The sequence below is a fragment of the Atlantibacter sp. genome (assembly GCF_032062175.1).
Classification (GTDB): domain Bacteria; phylum Pseudomonadota; class Gammaproteobacteria; order Enterobacterales; family Enterobacteriaceae; genus Atlantibacter.
Map to the genome: position 1 here is coordinate 66546 of NZ_DAMBQK010000019.1, position 23203 is coordinate 89748.

Here is a 23203-nt window from a genome sequence, read left to right on the forward strand (position 1 = left end):
TCGTTTTAAGCCCATCATCACCTCAATTTCAGCCGATTTTGAGGTGAAGCGTGAAGGTTACTCCACCGCCGCAACGATTACCCCTTAGCGGGATGACGCCAGAATTCATCATGGATTATCTGGTGGAATACCGCCTGAAAGGCACGCCGTACTTGCATTACGATCAACTCAAGCGCCGCATTCGCGACCCGGAAAAACTGCTTTCTCTTTGGCAGCATATTGTTATGGCGCGCCGTATTTCAGCCACGCAACTTCCCTTGTTGCACATGCGCACCAGCAATCCGTCAGCAAGGTACTGTATACCGAGGATTAACGTTACCGCGCTGATCCAGAAATCTTGTTCTGTCGTTGACCGTTTAACCTCATCCGCTGCAGAAACCGAACGCTATGAAAAATTCGACGCGGCGGATTATTTAATGGATGAGTTAACGCTGGCCGAGGCCATTGCCTCCAGTCAGCTGGAAGGCGCGGCTACAACCAGCCGGGTGGCGTTGGAAATGCTTAAAGTTGGGCGCATGCCGCGCGACGAAGGCGAGAAAATGATCATGGGGAATTTCCGCATGATGAAATATGTCTCGGGGCGGGGCGATGCGCCGTTTAGCGTAGAGGAAATACAGACGCTGCACCGGGTGGCTATTGAGGGGATCAGCGACGATAAATACCTCCCCGGGCAGCTCAGAACGGTGAGCGATAATGTTGTCGTCGCCGATCATCAGGGTAATGTGATCCATACGCCTCCTGACGCGGACAGGTTGCCAGAAGCGCTGGAACGTCTATGCGCTTTTATCAATATGCCCCACGAAACCGCAGAAGATGAAACCTATCTTCATCCGCTGGTAAAAGCCTGCATTATTCATTTTATGATTGGCTATCTGCATCCTTTTAAAGACGGTAATGGCAGAACCGCCAGGGCGCTGTTTTACTGGTATATGTTGAAATGCGGCTATACCGCGTTCCGCTATATCTCAATTTCGAAATTGCTAAAAAACGCGCCAGCCAAATATGTTCGCGCCTATCTTTACTCCGAAACGGATGAGATGGATTTAACCTATTTCGTTAATTATCAGTGCGAGATCGTGTCGCGCGCCGTGCAGGAGTACCTTGATTATATTCAACAGTTTATTCATACCCGCGTTGAGTTGCGCGCCTGGTTATATGACTCAGGGATTTTCAGCCAGATTAACGCCCGTCAGCGCGATTTAGCGGCTATCGCCATTAATCAACCCGGCATTTTGTTTACCGCTGCGGAGGTTTGTGCCCGGATGGGCGTATCAGAAAATACGGCCCGCGAGGATTTAAAGAAACTCACTGCGCTGGGCCTGATGAAAGCGATGAAAGAGGGGAAAGGCAACGTCTATCTTTCACCACGTAATTTGTATGAACTCAAAAAGTGGCGCGGGAAAAACGATAAAACCGCGTCTGCTCAGGACTGGTAGAAATAAAGGCAGTATACTTAATGACTCATTTTCAACGATCTCAAAAATTAACTACCGTTGCACCTGAACTGGCTAAAAAATCGAGAGACAATGGCCTGATATTGTCAAACTCATCTGAAAATATCCCCCGCTGCAAAAAGTGCGACTTTCAGCAAGAGGCTATCAATTATCTTAATATTTTGACTGATGAATATGGCTTATTCTCGGATGAATATAGAGTTTTTTGATATGCAATTGGATTAATGAAGTCTATCCGCCCTCATCCCTGAGGGCAGTCCCGGTTTACGCCGCATCCACGCGCTTCGACACGCTGGCGCTTGAAGCCGGCAACGACGCCAACACCGAGGTAAACTCCGGGTCCGGCACCAGTGAATCCCGGCTAATTTCTTTAATCGATTTCGCGCCGGTCAGGGTCATCGCGACCCGCATCTCTTTCTCAATCAGATTCAGCAGATTCGCCACGCCCGCCTGGCCGTGGGTCGCCAGCGCGTAAAGATACGCGCGGCCCAGCAGCACGGTATCTGCGCCCAGGGCGATCATTCGCACCACATCCAGCCCGCTGCGAATGCCGCTGTCGGCGAGAATAGCGATATCGCCTTTCACCGCGTCGGCAATGGCAGGCAGCGCGCGCGCCGAGGAGAGTACGCCGTCCAACTGGCGGCCGCCGTGGTTAGAAACAACAATTCCATCCGCGCCGAAGCGCACTGCGTCTTTAGCGTCCTCTGGGTCGAGAATGCCTTTAATCACCATCGGGCCATCCCAGAATTCGCGGATCCACTCCAGGTCTTTCCAGGAGATCGACGGGTCGAAGTTATTGGCCAGCCAGCCGATGTAATCTTCCAGCCCGGTGGGCTTGCCGAGATAAGCCGAGATGTTGCCTAAATCATGCGGACGACCGTGCAGGCCCACGTCCCACGCCCATTGCGGGTGGGTTGCCGCCTGCCAGTAACGGCGCATCGCCGCGTTGGCACCGCTCATCCCGGAGTGGGCGTCGCGATAACGCGCACCTGGGGTCGGCATATCGACGGTAAACACCAGCGTTGAACAGCCCGCCGCTTTGGCGCGCTCCAGGGCGTTACGCATAAATCCGCGATCGCGCAGGACATACAGTTGGAACCACATCGGGCGCTGAATTTTCGGCGCGACCTCTTCAATCGGGCAGACCGAAACGGTGGACAGCGTAAACGGAATGCCTTTGGCATCCGCAGCTTTCGCCGCCTGCACTTCGCCGCGCCGCGCGTACATGCCGCACAGCCCGACCGGCGCGAGCGCGACCGGCATCGACAGGGTTTCGTCGAACAGTTTCGTTTCGAGGCTCAGGTCGGACATATTTTTCAGCACCCGCTGGCGCAGGGCCACCTGAGAAAGGTCTTCCACGTTGCGGCGCAGGGTATATTCGGCATAGGCCCCGCCGTCGATGTAGTGAAACAGGAACGGCGGCAGGATACGTTGAGCGGCGGCGCGGTAGTCGCTTGCGGCGGAAATAATCATCATTCGTTCTCCCTGGAATTGTCATCGATGTCGGGCAGGCGGGTGACTCGCGCCTGGCGCGCCACATCTTCGTCAAGACGTTTAATGGTGGAATGGACAAAGCCGAGGTGTTGCGTGACGGCTTTGCGCGCCCGCTCGGCATCTCCGGCTAAAATGGCGTCCAGCACCTCGCGGTGCTGTTCGGTGAGCTGTGAAAAAATTGGCGGTTCGAGGTACATGCGCTGGCGGCTCTGCATCACCGAGGATTGCAGCAGATCGAAAAAGCCGCGCATGGTCTGCAGCAGCACCACGTTGTGCGACGCCTCCGCCACGGCCAGGTGGAATCGTACGTCGGCCTGGGCGGCGAGATCCGGGTCGTCACGCTCGGTGAATTTCAGCGTGGCGTCGAAGCAGTAGCGCAGTTTCTCTTTATCCGCTTCGGTGGCGCGCAACGCCGCGTGCCAGGCGGTGCTGGCCTCAATGGCGTGGCGGGCTTCGAGAATGTCATAGCGATAACCCGGATCGTCCGCCAGCAACGTTTTTATCGGCTGGACGATGCGTTGTTCCGACCACGGCTCAAGCTGATAGCGCACAAAGGTGCCGCCCCCACGGCGGCTGACCAGCGTGCCTTCGCGAATCAAAATCTGTATCGCCTCGCGCACGCTGTTGCGCGAGACGCCGAGGATCACCGCCAGTTGGCGCTCGGACGGCAGGCGCATCCCGCCGTCGAGTTGCTGGTCCGCGATTAGCGCCTGAATACGCTCGACCAGTTGGTCAGCCAGGCGCAGCGTGGTTATCGTCATGGAATCATCCAGGTTAAGACATAGGCCTGAAGCGTGGTGATCACGCCCACCATGCAGGTGAAAATCAGGCTGTGTTTCACGGTGAAGCGGAACAGGTCCGATTCTTTGCCCACCAGCCCTACCGCGGCGCAGGCGATGGCGATGGACTGCGGCGAAATCATTTTGCCGGTTACCCCGCCGGTGGTGTTAGCGGCGACCATCAGCACATCCGATACGCCAATCTGCTGGGCGGCAGTGGCCTGGAGCGCGGCGAACAGGGCGTTAGACGAGGTGTCTGACCCGGTCAGGAATACCCCCAGCCAGCCGAGGAACGGCGAGAAGAAGGTAAACGCCGAACCCGTATGCGCCAGCGCTAAAGCAAGCGTAGATGACAGGCCCGAATAGTTGGAGATAAAGGCAAAGGCCAGCACCATCCCGATGGAGTAGATCGGCAGCGCCAGTTCTTTCAGCGTTTCGCCGAAGGTTTTGATGGCGGCAGTGGGTTTCATTTTCAGCCAGACAATGGAGATCAGCCCGGCGAACAGGATCGCGGTGCCGGTGGCGGAGAACCAGTCGAATTTGTACACCGCCGCATACGGCGTGGCGGCGTTCACGACCGGCGGCATACGCGCCACCAGTTTGTCCAGGTACGGTACGGAAACATTAATCACCATGTCGTACAGCGCGCCGCCAGGGGCGAACAGCGCTTTAAACGGCGGAATACTCCACAGCGTGACGGTCGCGGTGAGGAACAGGAACGGTGACCACGCGCGAACCACCTGGCGAGCCGTGTAGTTTTTGCGGGCCAGCGTTTGATCGACCACCGATGCGCCCATATCGCCGAAGCGGAAGATACGCGTCGGCTGCCAGCGCTTCAGGAACAGCGTCAGGCACACCAGCGAAACCAGCGAGGAGATAATGTCCGGCAGTTCCGGCCCGATAAAGTTGGAGCTGAGGTACTGGGCGATAGCGAAGGAGCCGCCCGCGACCATTACCGCAGGCCAGGTCTCTTTGATGCCGCGCCAGCCGTCCATAATGCCCATGATCCAGAACAGCACGATGATAGTCAGGAACGGCAGCTGGCGGCCCACCATCTGGCCGATTTCAAAGCTATCCAGACCGGTCACCTGGCCTGCCACCAGAATCGGGATGCCCATCGCGCCAAACGCTACCGGCGCGGTGTTAACAATCAGGCACAGCCCGGCGGCGTACAGCGGGTTGAAGCCGAGGCCCACCAGCAGGGCGGCGGTAATTGCCACCGGCGCGCCGAACCCGGCGGCCCCTTCGAGGAAGGCACCGAAGCAGAAACCAACAATCAACATTTGCAGACGTTGGTCCGGGGTAATCGACAGTATTGATGACCGGATGATGTCGAACTGCCCGGTTTTCACCGAAATTTTGTATACAAACACCGCCGCGATGATGATCCAGGCAATCGGCCACAGGCCGTAGAAGAAGCCATAGATCACTGACGCGAAGGCGTTATCCGCAGGCATATCGTAGAAAAACAGCGCAACTGCCAGCGCGATCGCCACGGTCCAGGAAGCGGCGACATAGCCTTTCAGCTTCAGCTTAATCAGCGCGAAGAAGAAAAACAGGATTGGTAACGATGCGATAAGACTGGAAAACCAAATGTTACCAGCCGGATCGTAGTTTTGTTGCCAGAGGCTCATGCAATTCTCCCGAGGACCGCAAATTCGCCTACGCAACGAGTCTCCGCTCTGCTTTGCGTCACGTCATTTGTAAAAGTGGTCCTACCAATAGTGTGATGTAGGGTTGGTGTCGATGAATGGTTAACCAAATGTTGCTTGTATGCAATGTGGTGGTAACGGGTATTTTGTGGGTTTGTGATTTTTGAGGGGAAATTTTTGCGAATTGGTTGGGCCACTTAGAGGCGCGGGGAGTCGTAGATTTGTAATTTCGCGGGGAAGATATGCGCGGATTTCCCCTCTCAGAAATTGAGAGGGGAAAAAACATATCTCAAATTACCTGTTCGATTTCATTGGGTTCATTTGCCACAATAAGTTCGTCACGCTGAATTAACGGACCATCCTGAATCTGCTGGGCGATAACATCCGAAATGATACGCTTAAGGGTGCTGCTGGTTGACCTGAAGCCAAGCATTCGGGAGATGGCGGTGATTATTTCATCTTCTGTTGCACCCAGATTAATTTTCACAACCTCAGTAATGCCAGAAGCTATTTCCAGAGGAGAGATCATTTCGGGCTTACGAAGACCCGCTGAAGTGACGTTTTGTCTGTTGCGACAGAGAAGTTTTGCATCACGATGCAATAAGAAATCACCGTCGTGATAAACCTTTCCTTTACGGCAAGCTATGGCCGCTGCGTTATTCACTGTAGTTTCAATTCTTGCACCTGCACGTTGTAGACCCCATGCCGTCCTTAGACGAGTTATGACCTCACTACTATGAATAGGCGATTCCTGCAAAACGATTTTTTCAATCAGCTCAGCCAAAAGACCGGATGGCATTTCATGCAATGCATAACAGGGATTCATTTCCGGTTGCGCTTCCTGGTATTCATTTATTTGATCAACCGAAGGGGCAGATGTGTTGAGCCCAATTCCGATAAATTCTTCGTCTTCAACTCTGACGATTTCAACAGGAACCGCCCGTCTGGCGCTGATGCGTTGCTCATCGCGCTGGTTTAGTTCTGTTTTAGCATTTTCAATGGCAGTGATAACGCGCTGTAATTGTTCATCCGGGCGTTGAAACCAGTCGGTACTCCATATGCGATGAATGATCCAACCATGATCTTCCAGTACAGCCTGGCGAAGCCTGTCGCGCTCGCGTGCTGAACGCGATGAATGATAGGCACTTCCATCACATTCAATGCCCAGCAGATAACGGCCCGGCATATCCGGATCGGCAATCGCAAGATCGATAAAGAAACCGGCAATACCGACCTGCGGATGGACCTGATAGCCTTTACTTTGCAACGCCTGGGCGACCTGTTCTTCAAATACGCTATCCATTGGTCTTCCTGACGGTGTAGCCATGGCCAGGCGCCCTGTACGGGCATATTGCAAGAAGAGTTTAAATGCGTGAACACCAACCCCTTTAGCACGTTCAAGGTTAATATCCTCATCAGTAATAGATGCAAAGACTTCACAGCGGCGTTTAGCGCGGCTAATCAGTACATTAAGACGTCGCTCTCCTCCTTGCGAACCTAATGGGCCAAATCGCATCGCCAAATATCCCTGGGTATTACGTGCATAACCGACAGAAATCATAATGACATCGCGCTCATCACCCTGAATGTTTTCTAAGTTTTTGATAAAGAAGGGCTCCCCAGGGTGAGCATGGAAAAAGTCTTCGTATTGGGGATTTAACCGACGCAGTAATTCCAGCTCGTCCTGAATCGCTTTGCGTTGTGAAACCGAAAACGTCGCGACACCCAGCGATAACTCCGGGTGTGTTTGAATATGCTCAATAATGGCAGTAGCAACCCGTTTTGCTTCAATAGGGTTTGAGTTACTTGCTCCTGATTCAAAAACGCCGTCTGTAATATGATGGAAACGTAACCCCATGCCTGCTTCTTGTGTATAAGGACTGGGAACAATAAAGAGTTTGTTCTCATAAAATTGGCTATTTGACACTGCAATGAGTGACTGATGTCGGCTGCGATAGTGCCAGCGCAGCATACGTTGTGGTAATCCTCTGGCGACAAACAGGCCCAGAATGCTTTCGATATCCGCGACCTGTGTTGAGTCATCTTCATCATCATTGCTGGCTTCAGTCATTCGTGAGAAGAAACTGGTTGGCGGCAGTTGTCGTTCATCACCCACGACTACAACTTGCTGACAGCGAGCAATCGCACCAATAGCATCAACAGGCTGAATTTGGCTCGCTTCATCCATTACCAATAAATCGAACTTTTGCTTACCGGGAATTAAAAATTGAGCGACGGAAAGCGGGCTCATCATCATGACCGGCTTTAATGCCTGAATTGCTGGCCCAGCTCTGAGCATTAATTGTCTAATTGGCATATGGCCACGTTTCCTTGCCATTTCCGCGCGTAAAACACCAACTGGCCCAGCCGCTCCCGTTTTAGAAGGGATTTTTCTATGATGGGCTCGTGCGACTTCAAAGCTTGATGATTTTATTCGTCTGCGATCCAGTTCCGCGAATTGTTGTACTTTGCGAGTATGTAATTCGCCATCAAAACGAGCGAGTGAAGGGGTTTGTTCTGCCATTACTCTGAAGAGCGACTCATAGTAAGCATATTCTACAGAAGAATAACATTGGGACAGAGAAAGGCGTCCATCTTCTAATCGTTCTGTTACCTCAGCCAGACCTTGTTGATTCGCTTGAGTACGTCTGTGTTGCCAGGATACCCATTTTGAAAGCTGTTCAGCGTTGACCAACCAGGAAGCCAGCTTATTTTTTACTTCATCAATCCTTAGAGAGGTATGAGAACTGGAATTGAAAATAGCCTCTACATTTGAGGCCAAATCCATGGCGATATCTGCCAGCATTTCTCTAATTTTGATATCCATGGCAGATAATTGCGCTGTTGTTTCTACCAACTCGTCACGGTCTGGAATTGTGGCGGTAATAAAACGAAGCTCTCCATATTTTTCAATCCACTGGCTGCCAGCCAACAATACTTGCCAATCAGACTGGCTTGCTAACCAACAATCCCCAAACGCTGCACAGGCTAAATCGCTGTAGGAATTTATTTTTTCCTTTTGGTTTTGAAGGCTAATTACCGCTTCAACAAGCGTCAGTCTTTCGCTTGCCTGATCGGCAGGCGTAACCATCAGCTTGTGAGAACCGGTATCAATACGCATTAATTTCTGAACGATAGCTTCAGCGTAGCTAAGAGGAACTCGCTGGATTGAATAATGGTTGTCGAACCATTTTTCAGGAGTAGTACCAAAAGATTTCCACAGCGTATTAAGCTCAAACCCTGCCTGCTCTAGTAACTGCATAAGTTGGAGGCCAAGATGTTTGATCGTTTCGCGATCGGAAAGTCGGCTCGCGAGCATACGTGCCTCTGCGCCAACATCTTTTAATGTCGCCATCCATTCAACAAGCCCTTTCAGAAAATCACTGTCACTGCTTTCACCACGCCAGTGTGGTCCGAATGCTTTATTACCGAAATCATCGAGACTGATAATTTTCTGCCGTAAGGATTGCGCTTGAATCAAATCATCCAGTAATGCGATTTGTTGTGGAATCGGTTGTGCAGAATCCTTTAGAAGGGAACGAGAGACAGCACGCGCTCGCCGCCATTCGCCATTGGCAAAGCGAAATATACCGGTATGAACAGCCAGGCTTTGACGAATTTGAGTAAGTTCAGCATCCCAGGCAACCTCAAAAATATGAGGTTCTACTTTTTCCCGAAGTGCTTTTAACTTGCTTATTGAATCAACTATCTCTCCTGCTTGTTCAACACCATGTTCCCAAACAGAGGCAATAAAAGCTTCCGGGCTTGCTTCTGGCGCATCAGCTACGCGTAAGCTTAGTTCAATGAGCTGTTTAATTTCCTGAGGAGAAAAATAGGCAGCTTGTGTACCCAGCTCTTTTGCAAGACGAATGGCTTCTGACTGAACTTTGGGTAAAAGTGTTGATAATCTTCTCGAGGCTGCATAACCGTCAGGTAGAAAGTCACCGGGTATCGTCTTCAATTCATCGCGAAGCTCTAATAAAGGCATGTCAATTTGTTCAATATAAATTTGATCTTCTATAGCACTAAAGCATTGCTGATAATCACAGCCCAGGGTAATCAATGCCTTAATTTCATTCAGAGAGGTTGACCATACGGTTGATGTTAAAGCTGTCTCATTAAAAATGGGTGCTTTTTTGATGTTTTGAGCAACTGAAACCAAATTTTCGGTATCTTCAAAAAATACAGGCTCTGGCGTTAAACCAATACGTTGAGCCGTTAATGTAATTAACGTATAAAATTCATTTAATTGATTTTTGACATTAGTAATTTTGACAAGTAGCCGATCAATTTCACCCGGTAAAATTTCCTCACGTCCAACGCCATACCAAGGGTGATTTTTTGGTAAGCCGATATCTTCAACTCTTTCAATCAGTTCTTTAGCAAGACTCAGGCGTTTAATCAGATCGTTATTGGTCCATTCCTCGAAATGATGAAGGTTAAAATCGCCAGGTGATTGACCTGCCTGCCGTAACCGCACAAGTTGCCCAATAACCTGATAGGGTGTTAAGCCAGAAGGTGAATAAATTTTATGTAAACGAGCGGGGTGATCGTTTAATGAATCACGTGTTTCAGTAAGATTTTCAATCAGCTCGTTTGGATACTCACCACGAGGTGATCCTAACTCCCACACTCTTTTTAATTCCTCCAACAACATACGTTTGTTTGCTTTGTTACTGTGTAATTCCAGACATGCGTCACCTACGCCTGACTGATCGAGCCGCCGTTTGACAACCTCAAGTGCTGCCATTTTCTCGGCAACAAACAGAATGGTTTTTCCATCAGCAATGGCCGAAGCAATGATGTTAGCGATTGTTTGTGATTTACCTGTACCTGGAGGACCCTGAATAACTAAGTTTTTACCGTTGCGTACTTCATGAATAGCCAGCGTTTGCGAACTGTCGCTGTCCATAATATGCAACATATCTTTTGGTAAGATAATGGGATCGATAGGGCTGTCTTCAGAGATAAGATCGTTATTTTCTTCAAATCCATCCTCCATTAATGACCTGATAAGATAGTTTGAGGTAAGGGCCTCCTCATCTGGCCAGTTTGAAGGATCAAGATCGCGATACATAAGAAATTTTGAAAAAGAAAATAATCCCAAAATAATATCGTTTGCTTTAACTTCCCAATCTGTTTTTAAAGATATAGCCTGACGAACAGATTCAATATACTCCGTAATATTTATTTCATCATTTTCATTTTGTTGCATTTCAGGTAGAGAAATATGATGAACACGATCCAGAAATGCTTCAAGAGATAGATTGGGTATAATATCATCAGCGCGTAACTTGATTTTAAATCTTTCACCCGCATTACCGCGCTCCAGATTGACAGGTATCAGTATCAGGGGGGCATAACGGATATTTTCTTTATTAGCTGGATCAATCCACTTTAAAGTACCCAAAGTGAGATACAGAATGTTGACGCCTTGTTCTTCTTCAAGTGTTTTTGCGTCATGGTACAGATCAAGTAAACGGCTTTGCAGCCCTTTCGGTGTCAACCGGGTCTGTAGTTTTGTATCCAGGTGCTGGGTTTTTATTTCAGTATCATTATCATCATAATGATATACAAAATCTTTTTCTTCATTAGTGGTTTCCTCCGAATCATCTTCATCTTTACCTGCTTTGCCGTGTAAAAATGTAAAAGTCTTCTTCTCAGAAACTAATAATTGATAAATTTGTTCTGACCGCTCATCTATGATTTCCAAAAAACGTGAGTTTTTTGATCTGGGTATGTTTAGCAGCCTGTTTCTGGCACCAAGGTCAAGCAGTTCGGAACGTGCTTTTTCAAGTTTTTGGTCTAATGATAAAGCGCTATTCTGGAAGGTTGATTTTTCAGTAGAATTCATAAGTTTTTAACCTAATGTAATAACACACATTACACCCAAAGAAACGTATGCGTTTCCTTAAACTGGCTGTGTCTTAATTCAATAATAGAAGAGAAGAGATTCTACTTTACGCCTGTGAAAACAAATTGTGAACCAGCGTTTTACTTATGGGTTAAGGAAATCCTATTTATTTAGAATAAGAGCGGTGATAATGAATAGGTTAGACCCGATATATTTTTTTTGTAAATATATCGGGCTGAAGTTGACGTGTTTTTGTTAGCAAAGTGTACTGTCGGCGAGAATTAAAACGCGCTATTCGCAAATCCAGTCATTTCTTTCAGACCCATTTCACGGCCTAGCGCCGTCATCGGGTGAACCACCACGATACCGCGCACGCTTTTTTTCAGCTTGCCCATATCGGCCTGCTCTTTTTTAGTGATGGCGCGCTTAAACGGCATGTCCATCAGCTTCTGCGCTTCTTTGCTGAGCTTCTGGCTGACCACGCCGTGCAGACGGGTGATTTCCGTTTCGAGGGTTTCTTTTTCTTTTTCCAGCTCGGCGTATTTTTCGGCGTGCTCAACCAGCGACAGGCCCGCTTGCTGATGGCGAATGGCGTCCAGACGATCGCTCAGACGTTTAATCTCGTTTTTTTCGACTTCTTTCATGATGCAGACTCAAATAATGGGAATTTATTGCAAGGATACACTATTGCGCGCGGGCTTACTTCTGGAAGGCTTTTTTTAAGCTTACCCGGGAGATAAGCTCAGTCAGGGAGAGGACCATCGTGGAGCGGACAATTTGCTGGTAGCGCTGTTTCTGCATGGCATTGAGTTCCGGATCGCCGTCGACGTCGAAAACCGGCGCGGTCGGCAGGGCGCTGACGCAGTGCAGCTCACCGAAGGGGCCAAGGATTTCATCGTCGGTGAAGACGTATTCGTTGCCGTCGTGATTCAGCTCTTCGCGCAGCGCCATTAATAACTCACAGTCTTCGTATTCGGCTCGGCTGATCACGCCAAGGCCGTAGATGAGTTTTAATCGCACCGAAAGATCGCCCAACGGGCCGTCGCCGTCCAGCAATGGCTCAACGGCATATTTCACCGCGTAGTCATCTTTGCGGAATACCTGAAGCACCAGAATATTGACCGCCTCGGTAAGCAATTCTACAGCGGCGATTAACAGGCTTCGGACGGTTTTGCCAGCATTCAGACGCTCAAGCACTCGGTTTTCAAAGGCCTGTGTTTCTTCCATTTTTGCCTGCATATCTGACAATCTAAAAACGGGTGCGGGCTGCACCGCACCCGGACACATCATGGCTGCGCGTTGTACGCGTTAACTGCCGCTGCCACAACCTCGCTGTTGGCATCCAGACCAGAGATTTCGGCAAGCGTCGCCTGCGGGCCTTTGTCTGCCAGCAGTTGCGCCAGTTCCTGAGCCTGTGGGTCCTGTTCGCTGCGATAGTGCATCGCGGCGGCAATCCCCAGCACCAGGTTGTCGTGCGGTAAACCGTATTCCAGCGTACCCAGTAATGGCTTGATCAAACGGTCACCCGCGCTCAGTTTACGCAGCGGCTGGCGGCCCACGCGCTCAACGTCATCTTTCAAATACGGGTTTTCAAAACGACCCAGGATTTTCTGGATGTACGCCGCGTGTTTATCGGCATCAAAACCGTAGCGCTTAATCAGCACCGCGCCGCTCTCTTCCATCGCGCCTTTCACCACGGCGCGGATTTTCTCATCCAGAATGGCGTCGCGAATGGTCTGATGACCTGCCAGTTTTCCGAGGTACGCGGTTATAGCATGCCCGGTGTTAAGGGTGAAGAGTTTGCGCTCGACAAACGCCATTAAATTGTCGGTCAGTTCCATGCCCGGAACGGTCGGCAGATCGCCTTTAAACTGGGTTTTATCAACAATCCACTCGCTGAAGGTTTCAACCGTTACTTCCAGCGGATCGTGAGTGGCGGATTCGGACGGCGGAACGATGCGGTCCACGGCGGAATCCACAAAGCCGACATGCTCATCCACCCATTCCTGATCGTCAGCCGCCAGCGCCGCCATCACGTGGCCCTTCAGCTGGCTGGTGCCGCGCACCATGTTTTCACAGGCGATGATGTTCAGCGGAGCGGTGTTGCCGTTGGCTCTGCGCATAATCAGGCCTTTCGCGATGGCAGGCGCGATACGCTCTAACACTATCGGGCCGACCGCCGTGGTGACTAAATCGACTTCAGAAATCAAGGTGACCACGTCGTCGCCAATGCTGCTGACCGCGTTCACGCCGGATACTGTATCGACTTGCTCATTTTCGCCGACCACGTGTACCTGGTAGCTGTGACGCGCGTTCAACGCATCCAGCACGGTCTGGTTTACATCGGCGAAAGTGAGGCTGATACCCGCGTCCGCGAGCAGTTTGCCGATGAAGCCACGTCCAATATTACCTGCGCCAAAATGTAATGCTTTCATTGTCTGAACCTTCCTAAATATGAATCACCCGAGAGGGTTGGGGTGAGGAGCCGAACGTCGTGCCCCTCACCCAAACCCTCTCCCGTGAAGGGAGAGGGAAAGGAATTACGCTTTCTTGCCGCTTAACAGGTCAAGAACTTCCTGAACGCTGGTGGTATTCGCCAGACGCTCAATCACGGTTTCATCATCCAGCGCGTTAGTCAGGCTGGTGATGACCTGGATGTGCTCGTTGTTGCGGGCCGCAATACCGATAACCAGACGGGCAATATCGTCCGCTTCTTCGCCGAAACGCACGCCTTGCGGGTACTGGCAGAAGACAACCCCGGTTTTCAGTACGCGGTCTTTCGCTTCTACAGTGCCGTGCGGAACCGCGATGGACTCACCCAGATAGGTCGGGGTCAGTTTTTCACGCTCCAGCATCGCATCCACGTATTCCGGCTGCACGTAGCCGCCTTTTACCAGTTGCTCGCCAGCAAAAATAATGGCTTCTTCTTTGCTGCTCGCGGTGCGGCCCAGGAAGATGTTTTCCGCGCCCAGCTTAAACAGGTGGGTGTCGTTGGCATCGAAGCTGTCCTGCAGACTGGTGCGGACTTTGGTTTCGTTGTCAGTGTGACGCTGCGCGGCAATCAGACGTTCGGTCAGGCTGGTGTACAGGCCGCTGTCCAGGAAGTTGGTCAGCGAAATGTGCTGGGCCTGCGGCGCCTGGCGCATAGCACGCTCGGTCAGATCGCGGTGGGTAATGACCACATCCACATCAGACGGCAGGCTGTTGATCGCGCTGTTGGTCACGGAGATGTTGGTCAAACCCGCGTCCTGGACTTTCTTACGCAGTACGCCTGCACCCATAGCGCTGGAGCCCATACCGGCATCACAGGCCACGATAATTTTACGCACGTGACTCAGGTCATTGGTCACTTCGCCCGCAGACAGCGGAGTCGCTGCGCCTTTGGACTGCGCTTTCATATCCTGCATGCGGCGGGTTGCGGCTTCGATATCGTCTTCTTCTTTCACTTTGCTGGTTTTCAGCAGGATAGCGGCAATGACGAAGGAGACACCCATCGCAGCGAAGATAGACACCAGGTTAGCGAAATAGGCACCTTTCGGCGTCATGGCCAGCACCGCCAGGATAGAACCCGGAGAAGCCGGAGAAACCAGACCACCACCCAGAACGCTCAGGCAGAACACGCCAGTCATACCGCCGAGGATAACGGCGATCAGCAGACGCGGGTTCATCAGCACATACGGGAAGTAAATTTCGTGGATACCCCCCAGGAAGTGGATGATTGCCGCACCGCCCGCAGACTGCTTGGCGCTGCCACGACCAAAGAACATGTACGCCAGCAGGATACCCATACCCGGGCCTGGGTTAGCTTCAATCAGGAAGAAAATAGACTTGCCGAGTTCATGAGACTGCTGAATACCCAGCGGCGAGAAGATACCGTGGTTAATCGCGTTGTTCAGAAACAGAATTTTGGCCGGTTCAACGAAGATGGACGCCAGCGGCAACATATCATGGACAACCATGAAGTTAACGCCTGCTGCCAGTACTTTAGACAGCGCTTCAACCAGCGGGCCAATGCCGAGGAATGCCAGAATCGCCAGGATCATACCGATGATGCCAGCGGAGAAGTTGTTTACCAGCATTTCAAAACCGGATTTGATCTTACCGTCTACCCAGTTATCGAAATGTTTAATCGCCCAGCCGCCCAGAGGGCCAGCAATCATTGCGCCGAGGAACATCGGCATATCCGCGCCCACGATCACGCCCATGGTGGTGATGGCACCAACCACGCCGCCACGGTCACCGCCGATCAAACGGCCACCGGTATAACCAATCAACAGCGGCAGCAGGTAGGTGATCATCGGACCTACCAGTTTCGCCAACGTTTCGTTCGGCAACCATCCGGTGGGAATAAACAGCGCCGTGATAATACCCCAGGCGATAAATGCGCCGATGTTTGGCATTACCATGTTACTTAGAAAACGACCAAAGCTTTGCACTCTGATCTTGATATCGGATGACATAAAACACCCCTTCTTATGTTTACGCGCAGGCTTGCGGCCCGAGGTTTATTGTGAACGTGGCGGCAGAGGTAGCCGGCTCAATGTCCTGGTGATGCGAAATCTGGCACTGAATCGTTCAACTGTCCAGTCGACGGGAAATAATGTGATTTATATCTCCTTTTCATGGGGGTAGGCCAGGTATATGAGGTGATCAAGATCACAAATACCATGTGTAAAAAAAGAACAAAGGTAAAGAAAGCGCGGTTTTACGGAGTCAAATGTGACAAAAATCACATTTGTTCGCGGTTGGTTTGTTATTCGTTTGTGATGGCGATCACAATAAATTTTGACTCAGATTTAACCGAATGTGATCAACAGCAAACCTGACTATGACGTGGTGCCAGGCTGTAACTTTGCGACATCCGACACGGGGCATCCTCCTTCAGTACGATGCAAAGCAACCATGGCTAAATTATTCTATTATTGAATTATCAAGCGATACGGGCCTGCAATGGGTCACTTAATAACAGTAAACCATGACAGCCACATAACAGCGTTAGCGCCTCACTCCTCACCAAACGCTGGTTGGCGCATTCGAAATCACGGACAGCAGACGCTTTGCCCCTGATGCTGCGTTGCCGGTATCAGGTGGGTTTCTCGTGGGAGGCCGGCATGTTTCTTAATTATTTCGCTCTCGGTGTGTTAATCGTGGTCTTTCTGGTGATCTTTTATGGGGTGATCATTATTCATGATATTCCCTATGAAATAGCCAAAAAGCGTAATCATCCTCATGCAGATGCTATTCATGTGGCAGGCTGGGTCAGTCTGTTTACGCTTCATGTTATTTGGCCGTTCTTATGGATTTGGGCCACGCTATACCGCCCTGAACGTGGCTGGGGTATGCAGGATTCCCAACGAATTGATGCGCTAAATCAGCGGATTATCGCGCTGGAAAATGAACTGGCGCGTCAGAAGAACCCTCAAAAAATCGATGAAACAGGTGAATAATCATGGACCTGCTAATTATTCTCACCTATGTGGCGCTGGCGTGGCTGATATTTAAAATTTTCAAAATACCGGTAAATAAATGGACCATTCCCACGGCGGCGTTGGGCGGCGTATTTCTGGTCGGCGCGTTAATTTTATTAATGAATTACAACCACCCTTATACCTTTACTGCGCAAAAGGCGGTGATCTCTATACCGGTTGTTCCGCAGGTTACAGGCGTGGTGATCGAAGTGACGCAAAAACAAAACCAACTGATTAATAAGGGCGAGATGCTGTTTAAGCTTGACCCGACGCGCTATGCCGCGCGGCTGAAAAAATTGCAGGCCGATTTAGTCACGGCGGAAAACGCCACCAAAGTACTGGAATCGCAATTGCAGGAAGCCATGGCGATTACCGAGCAAGCCACTGCCGAACGCGATAGGTTTTTCAAAGATTATCAACGCTATTTGAGGGGCAGCCAGGCGAAGGTCAACCCGTTTTCCGAGCGGGATATTGATACTGCCCGCCAGCAATATCTGGCTCAGGAAGCGGTGTTGAAAGCATCGCTGGCCGATCAGCAGCAGATCAAAAGCCAAATCAACAGCCGGCTGTTTGGCGATCAGTCAGAGGTAGCCAGTCTGCGCGCCCAGGTGGCGGAGGCGACTTACAACCTGTCGCAAACCGTGGTGCGCGCCCCGGAAAATGGCTACGTCACCCAGGTGCTGGTGCGCCCGGGCACCTATGCGGCGGCCCTGCCGCTGCGCCCGGTGATGGTGTTTATTCCCGAGCAAAAACGCCAGGTGATCGCCGCGTTCCGCCAGAACTCGCTGCTGCGTTTGCAACCCGGCGATGACGCGGAGGTGGTATTTAACGCGCTGCCAGGCCAGGTATTCCACGGCAAACTGGCGGGCATCAGCCCGATTGTGCCTACCGGCGCGTATCAGTCGCAGGGCACGCTGCAAACGCTCAATATTACCCCCGGCGGCGACGGGGTGATTGCAACGATTATTCTCGATCCCAGTGAAGATATAGATGCGCTACCGGACGGTATTTACGCCCAGGTTGCCGTCTATTCGCAGCATTTCACCCACGTCTCCGTGATGCGTAAAGTGCTGCTGCGCATGACCAGCTGGATGCACTATCTCTATCTCGATCACTAATCAGAGAAACGGGACGGCAAGTTGCATTGCCGTCCTGCCATTTCGCCTGAACTGCGCCATACTTAGCGCTTTATTGGCGTTTATCCAGGGAGTCAGTCATGAAGCTTGTCGGTAGCTATACCAGCCCGTTTGTACGCAAAATTTCAATTATCATGCTTGAGAAAGGGATTACGTTTGAATTCGTCAACGACACTCCTTATGAAGCGCAGAATAAAATCGCCCAGTACAACCCGCTGGGCAAAGTCCCGGCGCTGGTGACTGACGACGGCGAGGTGTGGTTTAACTCCCCCATTATTGTGGAATATCTGGAGCTGTTGGGGATCGCCCCGGCGCTGCTGCCGCGTGATCCCATGGCCTCGCTGAAAGTACGCCAGATTGAAGCCCTGGCCGACGGCATTATGGATGCGGGGCTGGTATCAGTGCGTGAACAGGCGCGCCCGGCCGCGCAACAGTCCGAGACCGAGCTGCTGCGCCAGCGCGAAAAAATCAGCCGTAGCCTGGATATGCTGGAAAAATACGTGGCGGACGGCACGCTTAACGCGGATGAACTCAACGTCGCCACTATCGCCGTGGCCTGTGCCATTGGTTATCTTAATTTCCGCCGCGTGTCGCCGGGCTGGTGCGTGGATCGCCCAAAGCTGGTGAAACTGGTGGAAACCTTGTTCCAGCGTGAGAGCTTTGCCCGCACTGAACCGCCAACGGCATGATCTCCTGCTATGACAGGGGGTATCGCCCCCTGTACACTGATGGGTATTTTCCATAACCCATTCAGCGCCATGACCACAGAAAACCGTTCGCTCTATAGCCAGATCCCCTCAACGGACAGCCTGCTGCGGGATGCGGCCTTTCAACCCTTACTGGAAAATTGGGGCCATACCCATGTCGCCGATATGCTGCGCCAGCTTCAGGACGAGGCGCGTCAGTGTGTACGTGAAACCCACCTGCTGCCGGGCTGGAGCCAGCACTGGGCCGCCGCCTGTGAAAGCCGGTTAAGCGCCGCCACGCAGAGCGCGTACCGGGCGGTGTTCAATCTGACCGGCACGGTGCTGCATACCAACCTGGGGCGCGCCTTGCAGCCGGAAAGCGCCGTCGAGGCCGTGGCAAAGGTGATGCGTTCTGCGATCACGCTGGAATACGATCTGGACGATGCCGGACGCGGCCACCGCGACCGGGCGCTGGCGCAGCTGCTGTGCGACATTACCGGCGCGGAAGATGCCTGTATCGTCAATAACAACGCCGCCGCCGTGTTGCTGATGTTGGCGGCCTGTTCCGATGGCAAAGAGGTGGTGGTATCGCGTGGCGAACTGGTGGAAATCGGCGGCTCATTCCGTATTCCCGATGTGATGCGCCAGGCGGGTTGCCAACTGGTGGAGGTCGGCACCACCAACCGTACCCATCCGGCGGATTATCAGCAGGCGATCGGTGAAAACACCGCGTTGTTGATGAAAGTTCACACCAGTAATTACCATATTGAAGGCTTCACCCGGGCAATCAGCGAAGCGGAACTGGTGCAGTTAGCTGACCCGTTCGGCGTGCCGGTAGTATCAGATTTAGGCAGCGGTTCGCTGGTGGACCTGAACCGTTACGGATTACCTAAAGAGCCGATGGTGCAGGAGCTGATTGCCGCAGGCGTCAGCCTGGTGAGTTTCTCCGGGGATAAACTGCTGGGCGGGCCGCAGACGGGCATTATTGTCGGCAAAAAAGCGCTGATTGAACGCGTGCAGCGCCACCCGTTAAAACGCGCGCTGAGGGCGGATAAAATGACCCTCGCGGCGCTGGAAGCCACCTTACGCCTGTATCAACACCCGGAAACGCTGGAGCAACAGCTTCCCACGCTACGGCTGTTAACCCGCGATGCCGCGTCGATTCATCAACAAGCCCAACGCCTGTTGCCCGGTTTGCAGCAGCGGTTTGGCGATCAATTCGACGTCGCCGTTATGCCGTGCCAGTCGCAGATTGGCAGTGGATCGTTGCCGGTCGATCGGCTACCCAGTGCGGCGATCACCTTCACACCCCGCGACGGGCGTGGCGGCACGGCGGAAAAACTGGCTTGCGATCTACGTGGTTTAAGCACGCCGGTGATTGGCCGTATCTATGATGGCCGGGTATGGCTGGATTTACGTTGCCTTGAAGAGGAAGCCCGCTTTATGGAGATGTTGACGAAATGATTATTGCCACCGCAGGACACGTTGACCACGGCAAAACCACGCTATTGCAGGCATTGACCGGCGTGAACGCCGATCGTCTGCCGGAAGAGAAGCAGCGCGGTATGACCATTGATTTGGGCTACGCCTACTGGCCGCAGGAAGATGGCCGGGTTATTGGCTTTATCGATGTGCCGGGCCATGAAAAATTCCTCGCCAATATGCTGGCGGGCGTGGGCGGTATCGATCATGCGCTGCTGGTCGTCGCCTGCGACGACGGCGTAATGGCACAAACCGAGGAGCATTTAACCCTGCTGCAACTGGCTGGACGCCCAACGCTCACCGTGGCGTTGACCAAAGCGGATCGGGTCGACGAGGCGCGGATTAATGAAGTGAAAGCCGAGGTGGCGAACCTGTTGGCGCGCATGGCGTGGCCTGCGGCGGCGCTGTTTGTCACCGCCGCCACGCAAGCTGAGGGCATTGACGTCCTGCGTCAGCACATCCGTGAACTGCAACCGCAAACGCACCCCGTTGAGCACCGTTTTCGCCTGGCGATTGATCGCGCGTTTACCGTTAAGGGTGCGGGCCTGGTCGTGACCGGCACGGCGCTGAGCGGCGAAGTCAACGTGGGCGATACGCTGTGGCTGACGGGCGTTGATAAGCCGATGCGGGTGCGTGGCTTGCATGCGCAAAATACGGATACCCAACAGGCGCGCGCCGGGCAGCGCATTGCGCTAAATATCAGCGGCGATGCCCAAAAAGAACAGATTAGTCGGGGCGACTGGTTGCTATCCACCGCGCCGCGCCAGCTTTGCGATCGGGTAATCGTTGAGGCGCATGCCCTGGTGCCGTTCCAGCAGTGGCAACCGCTGCACATCCATCACGCCGCCAGCCATATCACCGGGCGCATTTCGCTGCTTGACGAGCGCTTCGCCGAACTGGTGCTGGATACTCCGCTATGGCTGTGCGACAACGATCGGGTAATTTTGCGCGATATCAGTGCCAGGCATACGCTGGGTGGCGGGAGAGTGCTGTTGACCGATCCGCCGCGTCGTGGCAAACGACAGAGCGAGTTTCTCGACTGGCTGGCGCGTCTTGCCGATGCGCAGGACGACGCCGGAGCGCTGACGCTGCATCTTGAGCGTGGCGCGGTGTCGCTGCCGGATTTCGCCTGGCATCGCCAACTGACGCCGCAAGGTCTGGCTGCGTTATTAAACCGGCCTGAGCGGCTCCAGGCGGGCGAACATTTACTTAGCGCCGAAGTGGCGGCGCGCTGGCAGCGCAAACTGCTGGATACCCTCAGCTACTATCACGATCAGCATAGCGATGAACCAGGGCCGGGGCGCGAACGCCTGCGGCGTATGGCGCTGCCTTCGCAGGCTGAGCCGCTGGTGCTGGCGCTGATCGAGAGAATGCGCGAGGCAGGGCTGATCGTGAGCTACCAGGGCTGGCTGCATTTACCGGGGCATCAGGCAGGCTTTACGCCTGAGCAGCAGCAGCGCTGGGATCGCATCGCCGGGTTATTTGGCGATGACCCGTGGTGGGTACGCGATCTCGCCCGTGAAACCGGCACCGATGAACAGGAAATGCGTAAATTCCTGCGACAGGCTGCATTACAGGGACTGATTACCGCGATCGTGAAAGATCGCTACTACCGTAACGATCGGATTGTGATGTTCGCTGACCTGATCCGCAGACTGGACAGCGAAAAAGGATCCACCCAGGCGGCGGATTTCCGCGACAGCCTGAATGTGGGCAGGAAGCTGGCGATACAAATCCTGGAGTACTTCGATCGCATCGGTTTTACTCGCCGTCGCGGCAACGAACATTTATTACGGGATGCGGCACTGTTTGGCCATCAGTAAAAACGTACCGGCGAAGCAACGTATATATTTTTATAAATACGTTGCTTCGATTTATTTTAATTAATAATAAGTAAGTTCTTAATTTTGCTTTGTTGCTATTCAGAGCAGCTTTTATTATTTGTTTTTATTTCTCGCGGCTTCCTTTTTGAATTGCGCAGGTATATTACGGAAAAGTTTTTTAAATCTATTAAGGAAAAAATGTATGACTTCCGTATTTTATATTCCTGCCGTAAATATTATTGGCACGAATTCATTAAATGATGCGCTAAATACTGTCCGTGATTATGGTTACAAATGCGCGCTGATCGTGACTGACATCATGCTGGCGAAACTCGGGATGGCGGAGTTGCTCCAACAGGCGCTGGCGGAACGCAATATCAAAAGCGTTGTGTTTGATGGCACCCATCCCAACCCAACGACGGCTAATGTCGAAGCCGGTGTGGCGATGTTGCGCGCCAGCCACTGTGATTGTGTTATTTCACTGGGCGGCGGCTCTCCGCATGATTGTGCGAAAGGCATTGCTCTGGTCGCAGCTAACGGTGGTGACATCCGGGATTACGAAGGCGTCGATCGCTCGCCAAAACCGCAGTTGCCGATGATCGCAATTAACACCACCGCAGGCACGGCGTCAGAAATGACCCGCTTCTGTATTATCACCGACGAGCAACGCCATATAAAAATGGCGATTGTTGATAAACACGTTACGCCGGTGATGTCGGTTAACGATCCGGCATTAATGATGGGAATGCCGAAATCTCTGACCGCCGCTACCGGGATGGATGCACTGACCCATGCTATTGAAGCCTATGTGTCTATTGCCGCCACGCCGATTACCGATGCCTGTGCGATGAAAGCCATTACCATGATCACCAAACACCTGCCGGTCGCGGTAGAGGAAGGCGATAATCTGGTAGCGCGTGAAGCCATGGCGTATGCGCAATTTATGGCGGGTATGGCCTTTAATAACGCCTCGCTCGGCTACGTTCACGCTATGGCGCACCAGTTGGGCGGTTTCTACGACCTGCCGCATGGCGTGTGTAACGCCATCCTGCTGCCGCACGTTGAGCAGTTCAATAGCCGCGTAGCCGCCGCGCGTTTGCGTGATTGCGCCGAGGCAATGGGCGTAGATGTCAGCGGCATGAACGCCCAGGAAGGTGCAAAAGCGTGCGTGGCGGCCATCCGCCAGCTCGCGAAACGAGTCAATATACCGGCCGGCCTGCGTGACCTGCATGTCAAAGAGCAGGACTTCGGGACGCTCGCCACGAATGCGCTGAAAGACGCCTGCGGGTTGACCAACCCGACTCAGGCGTCCCATGAAGAGATCGTGGCTATCTATCAGGCGGCATTTTAAGTTTCTGCCGTGACGCACGCGCCC

General features: G+C 52.5%; 15 protein-coding genes. 7 read left to right on the forward strand and 8 right to left on the reverse strand.

What is annotated here, in order from left to right:
• Nucleotides 1-50 precede the first annotated feature (50 nt).
• Nucleotides 51-1436, forward strand: a complete 1386-nt coding sequence (locus RT120_RS16175) for a Fic family protein (RefSeq protein WP_312984176.1) — start codon at nt 51-53, stop codon at nt 1434-1436.
• Nucleotides 1437-1718: 282 nt separating this feature from the next.
• Here RT120_RS16175 and lldD read toward each other — a convergent pair whose 3' ends face one another.
• From lldD to RT120_RS16215, 8 genes are all read right to left on the reverse strand, one after another.
• Nucleotides 1719-2927, reverse strand: coding sequence for an FMN-dependent L-lactate dehydrogenase LldD (gene lldD / locus RT120_RS16180; RefSeq protein WP_144132048.1), 1209 nt, complete (start codon nt 2925-2927; stop codon nt 1719-1721).
• Nucleotides 2927-3709, reverse strand: a complete 783-nt coding sequence (gene lldR, locus RT120_RS16185; RefSeq protein ID WP_312984178.1) for a transcriptional regulator LldR — start codon at nt 3707-3709, stop codon at nt 2927-2929. Before lldR ends, lldD begins: the two co-directional genes overlap by 1 nt.
• Nucleotides 3706-5361, reverse strand: coding sequence for an L-lactate permease (gene lldP, locus RT120_RS16190; RefSeq protein ID WP_312984180.1), 1656 nt, complete (start codon nt 5359-5361; stop codon nt 3706-3708). The genes lldR and lldP overlap by 4 nt, the downstream gene beginning before the upstream one ends.
• 307 nt (nt 5362-5668) lie before the next feature.
• A complete protein-coding gene (locus RT120_RS16195; RefSeq protein ID WP_312984182.1) occupies nt 5669-11233 on the reverse strand; it encodes a DUF3320 domain-containing protein in 5565 nt (1854 codons plus the stop codon).
• A gap of 281 nt (nt 11234-11514) precedes the next feature.
• Nucleotides 11515-11877, reverse strand: coding sequence for a YibL family ribosome-associated protein (locus RT120_RS16200; protein WP_312984184.1), 363 nt, complete (start codon nt 11875-11877; stop codon nt 11515-11517).
• A 55-nt stretch (nt 11878-11932) separates the two neighbouring features.
• Nucleotides 11933-12523, reverse strand: a complete 591-nt coding sequence (mtlR, locus tag RT120_RS16205) for a mannitol operon repressor MtlR (protein WP_312984186.1) — start codon at nt 12521-12523, stop codon at nt 11933-11935.
• On the reverse strand, nt 12520-13668 hold the full coding sequence (gene mtlD, locus RT120_RS16210) for a mannitol-1-phosphate 5-dehydrogenase (RefSeq protein WP_312984188.1): 1149 nt from the start codon (nt 13666-13668) through the stop codon (nt 12520-12522). Before mtlD ends, mtlR begins: the two co-directional genes overlap by 4 nt.
• A 105-nt stretch (nt 13669-13773) precedes the next feature.
• A complete protein-coding gene (locus RT120_RS16215; RefSeq protein ID WP_312984190.1) occupies nt 13774-15693 on the reverse strand; it encodes a PTS mannitol transporter subunit IICBA in 1920 nt (639 codons plus the stop codon).
• A gap of 651 nt (nt 15694-16344) precedes the next feature.
• Here RT120_RS16215 and RT120_RS16220 point away from each other — a divergent pair.
• From RT120_RS16220 to yiaY, 6 genes are all read left to right on the forward strand, one after another.
• On the forward strand, nt 16345-16680 hold the full coding sequence (locus RT120_RS16220) for a DUF3302 domain-containing protein (protein ID WP_312984192.1): 336 nt from the start codon (nt 16345-16347) through the stop codon (nt 16678-16680).
• A gap of 2 nt (nt 16681-16682) precedes the next feature.
• Complete coding sequence (locus tag RT120_RS16225) at nt 16683-17819, forward strand: HlyD family secretion protein (protein WP_312984194.1); 1137 nt, start codon at nt 16683-16685, stop codon at nt 17817-17819.
• Between the two features lie 98 nt (nt 17820-17917).
• On the forward strand, nt 17918-18526 hold the full coding sequence (locus RT120_RS16230) for a glutathione S-transferase (protein ID WP_312984196.1): 609 nt from the start codon (nt 17918-17920) through the stop codon (nt 18524-18526).
• A gap of 69 nt (nt 18527-18595) precedes the next feature.
• Nucleotides 18596-19987: an L-seryl-tRNA(Sec) selenium transferase gene (gene selA / locus RT120_RS16235; RefSeq protein ID WP_312984217.1), complete on the forward strand. Its 1392-nt coding sequence runs from the start codon at nt 18596-18598 to the stop codon at nt 19985-19987.
• Entirely contained in the window at nt 19984-21828 is a 1845-nt protein-coding gene (selB, locus tag RT120_RS16240) for a selenocysteine-specific translation elongation factor (protein ID WP_312984198.1), read from the forward strand. Before selA ends, selB begins: the two co-directional genes overlap by 4 nt.
• 202 nt (nt 21829-22030) lie before the next feature.
• On the forward strand, nt 22031-23179 hold the full coding sequence (yiaY, locus tag RT120_RS16245; RefSeq protein WP_312984200.1) for an L-threonine dehydrogenase: 1149 nt from the start codon (nt 22031-22033) through the stop codon (nt 23177-23179).
• Nucleotides 23180-23203 lie beyond the last annotated feature (24 nt).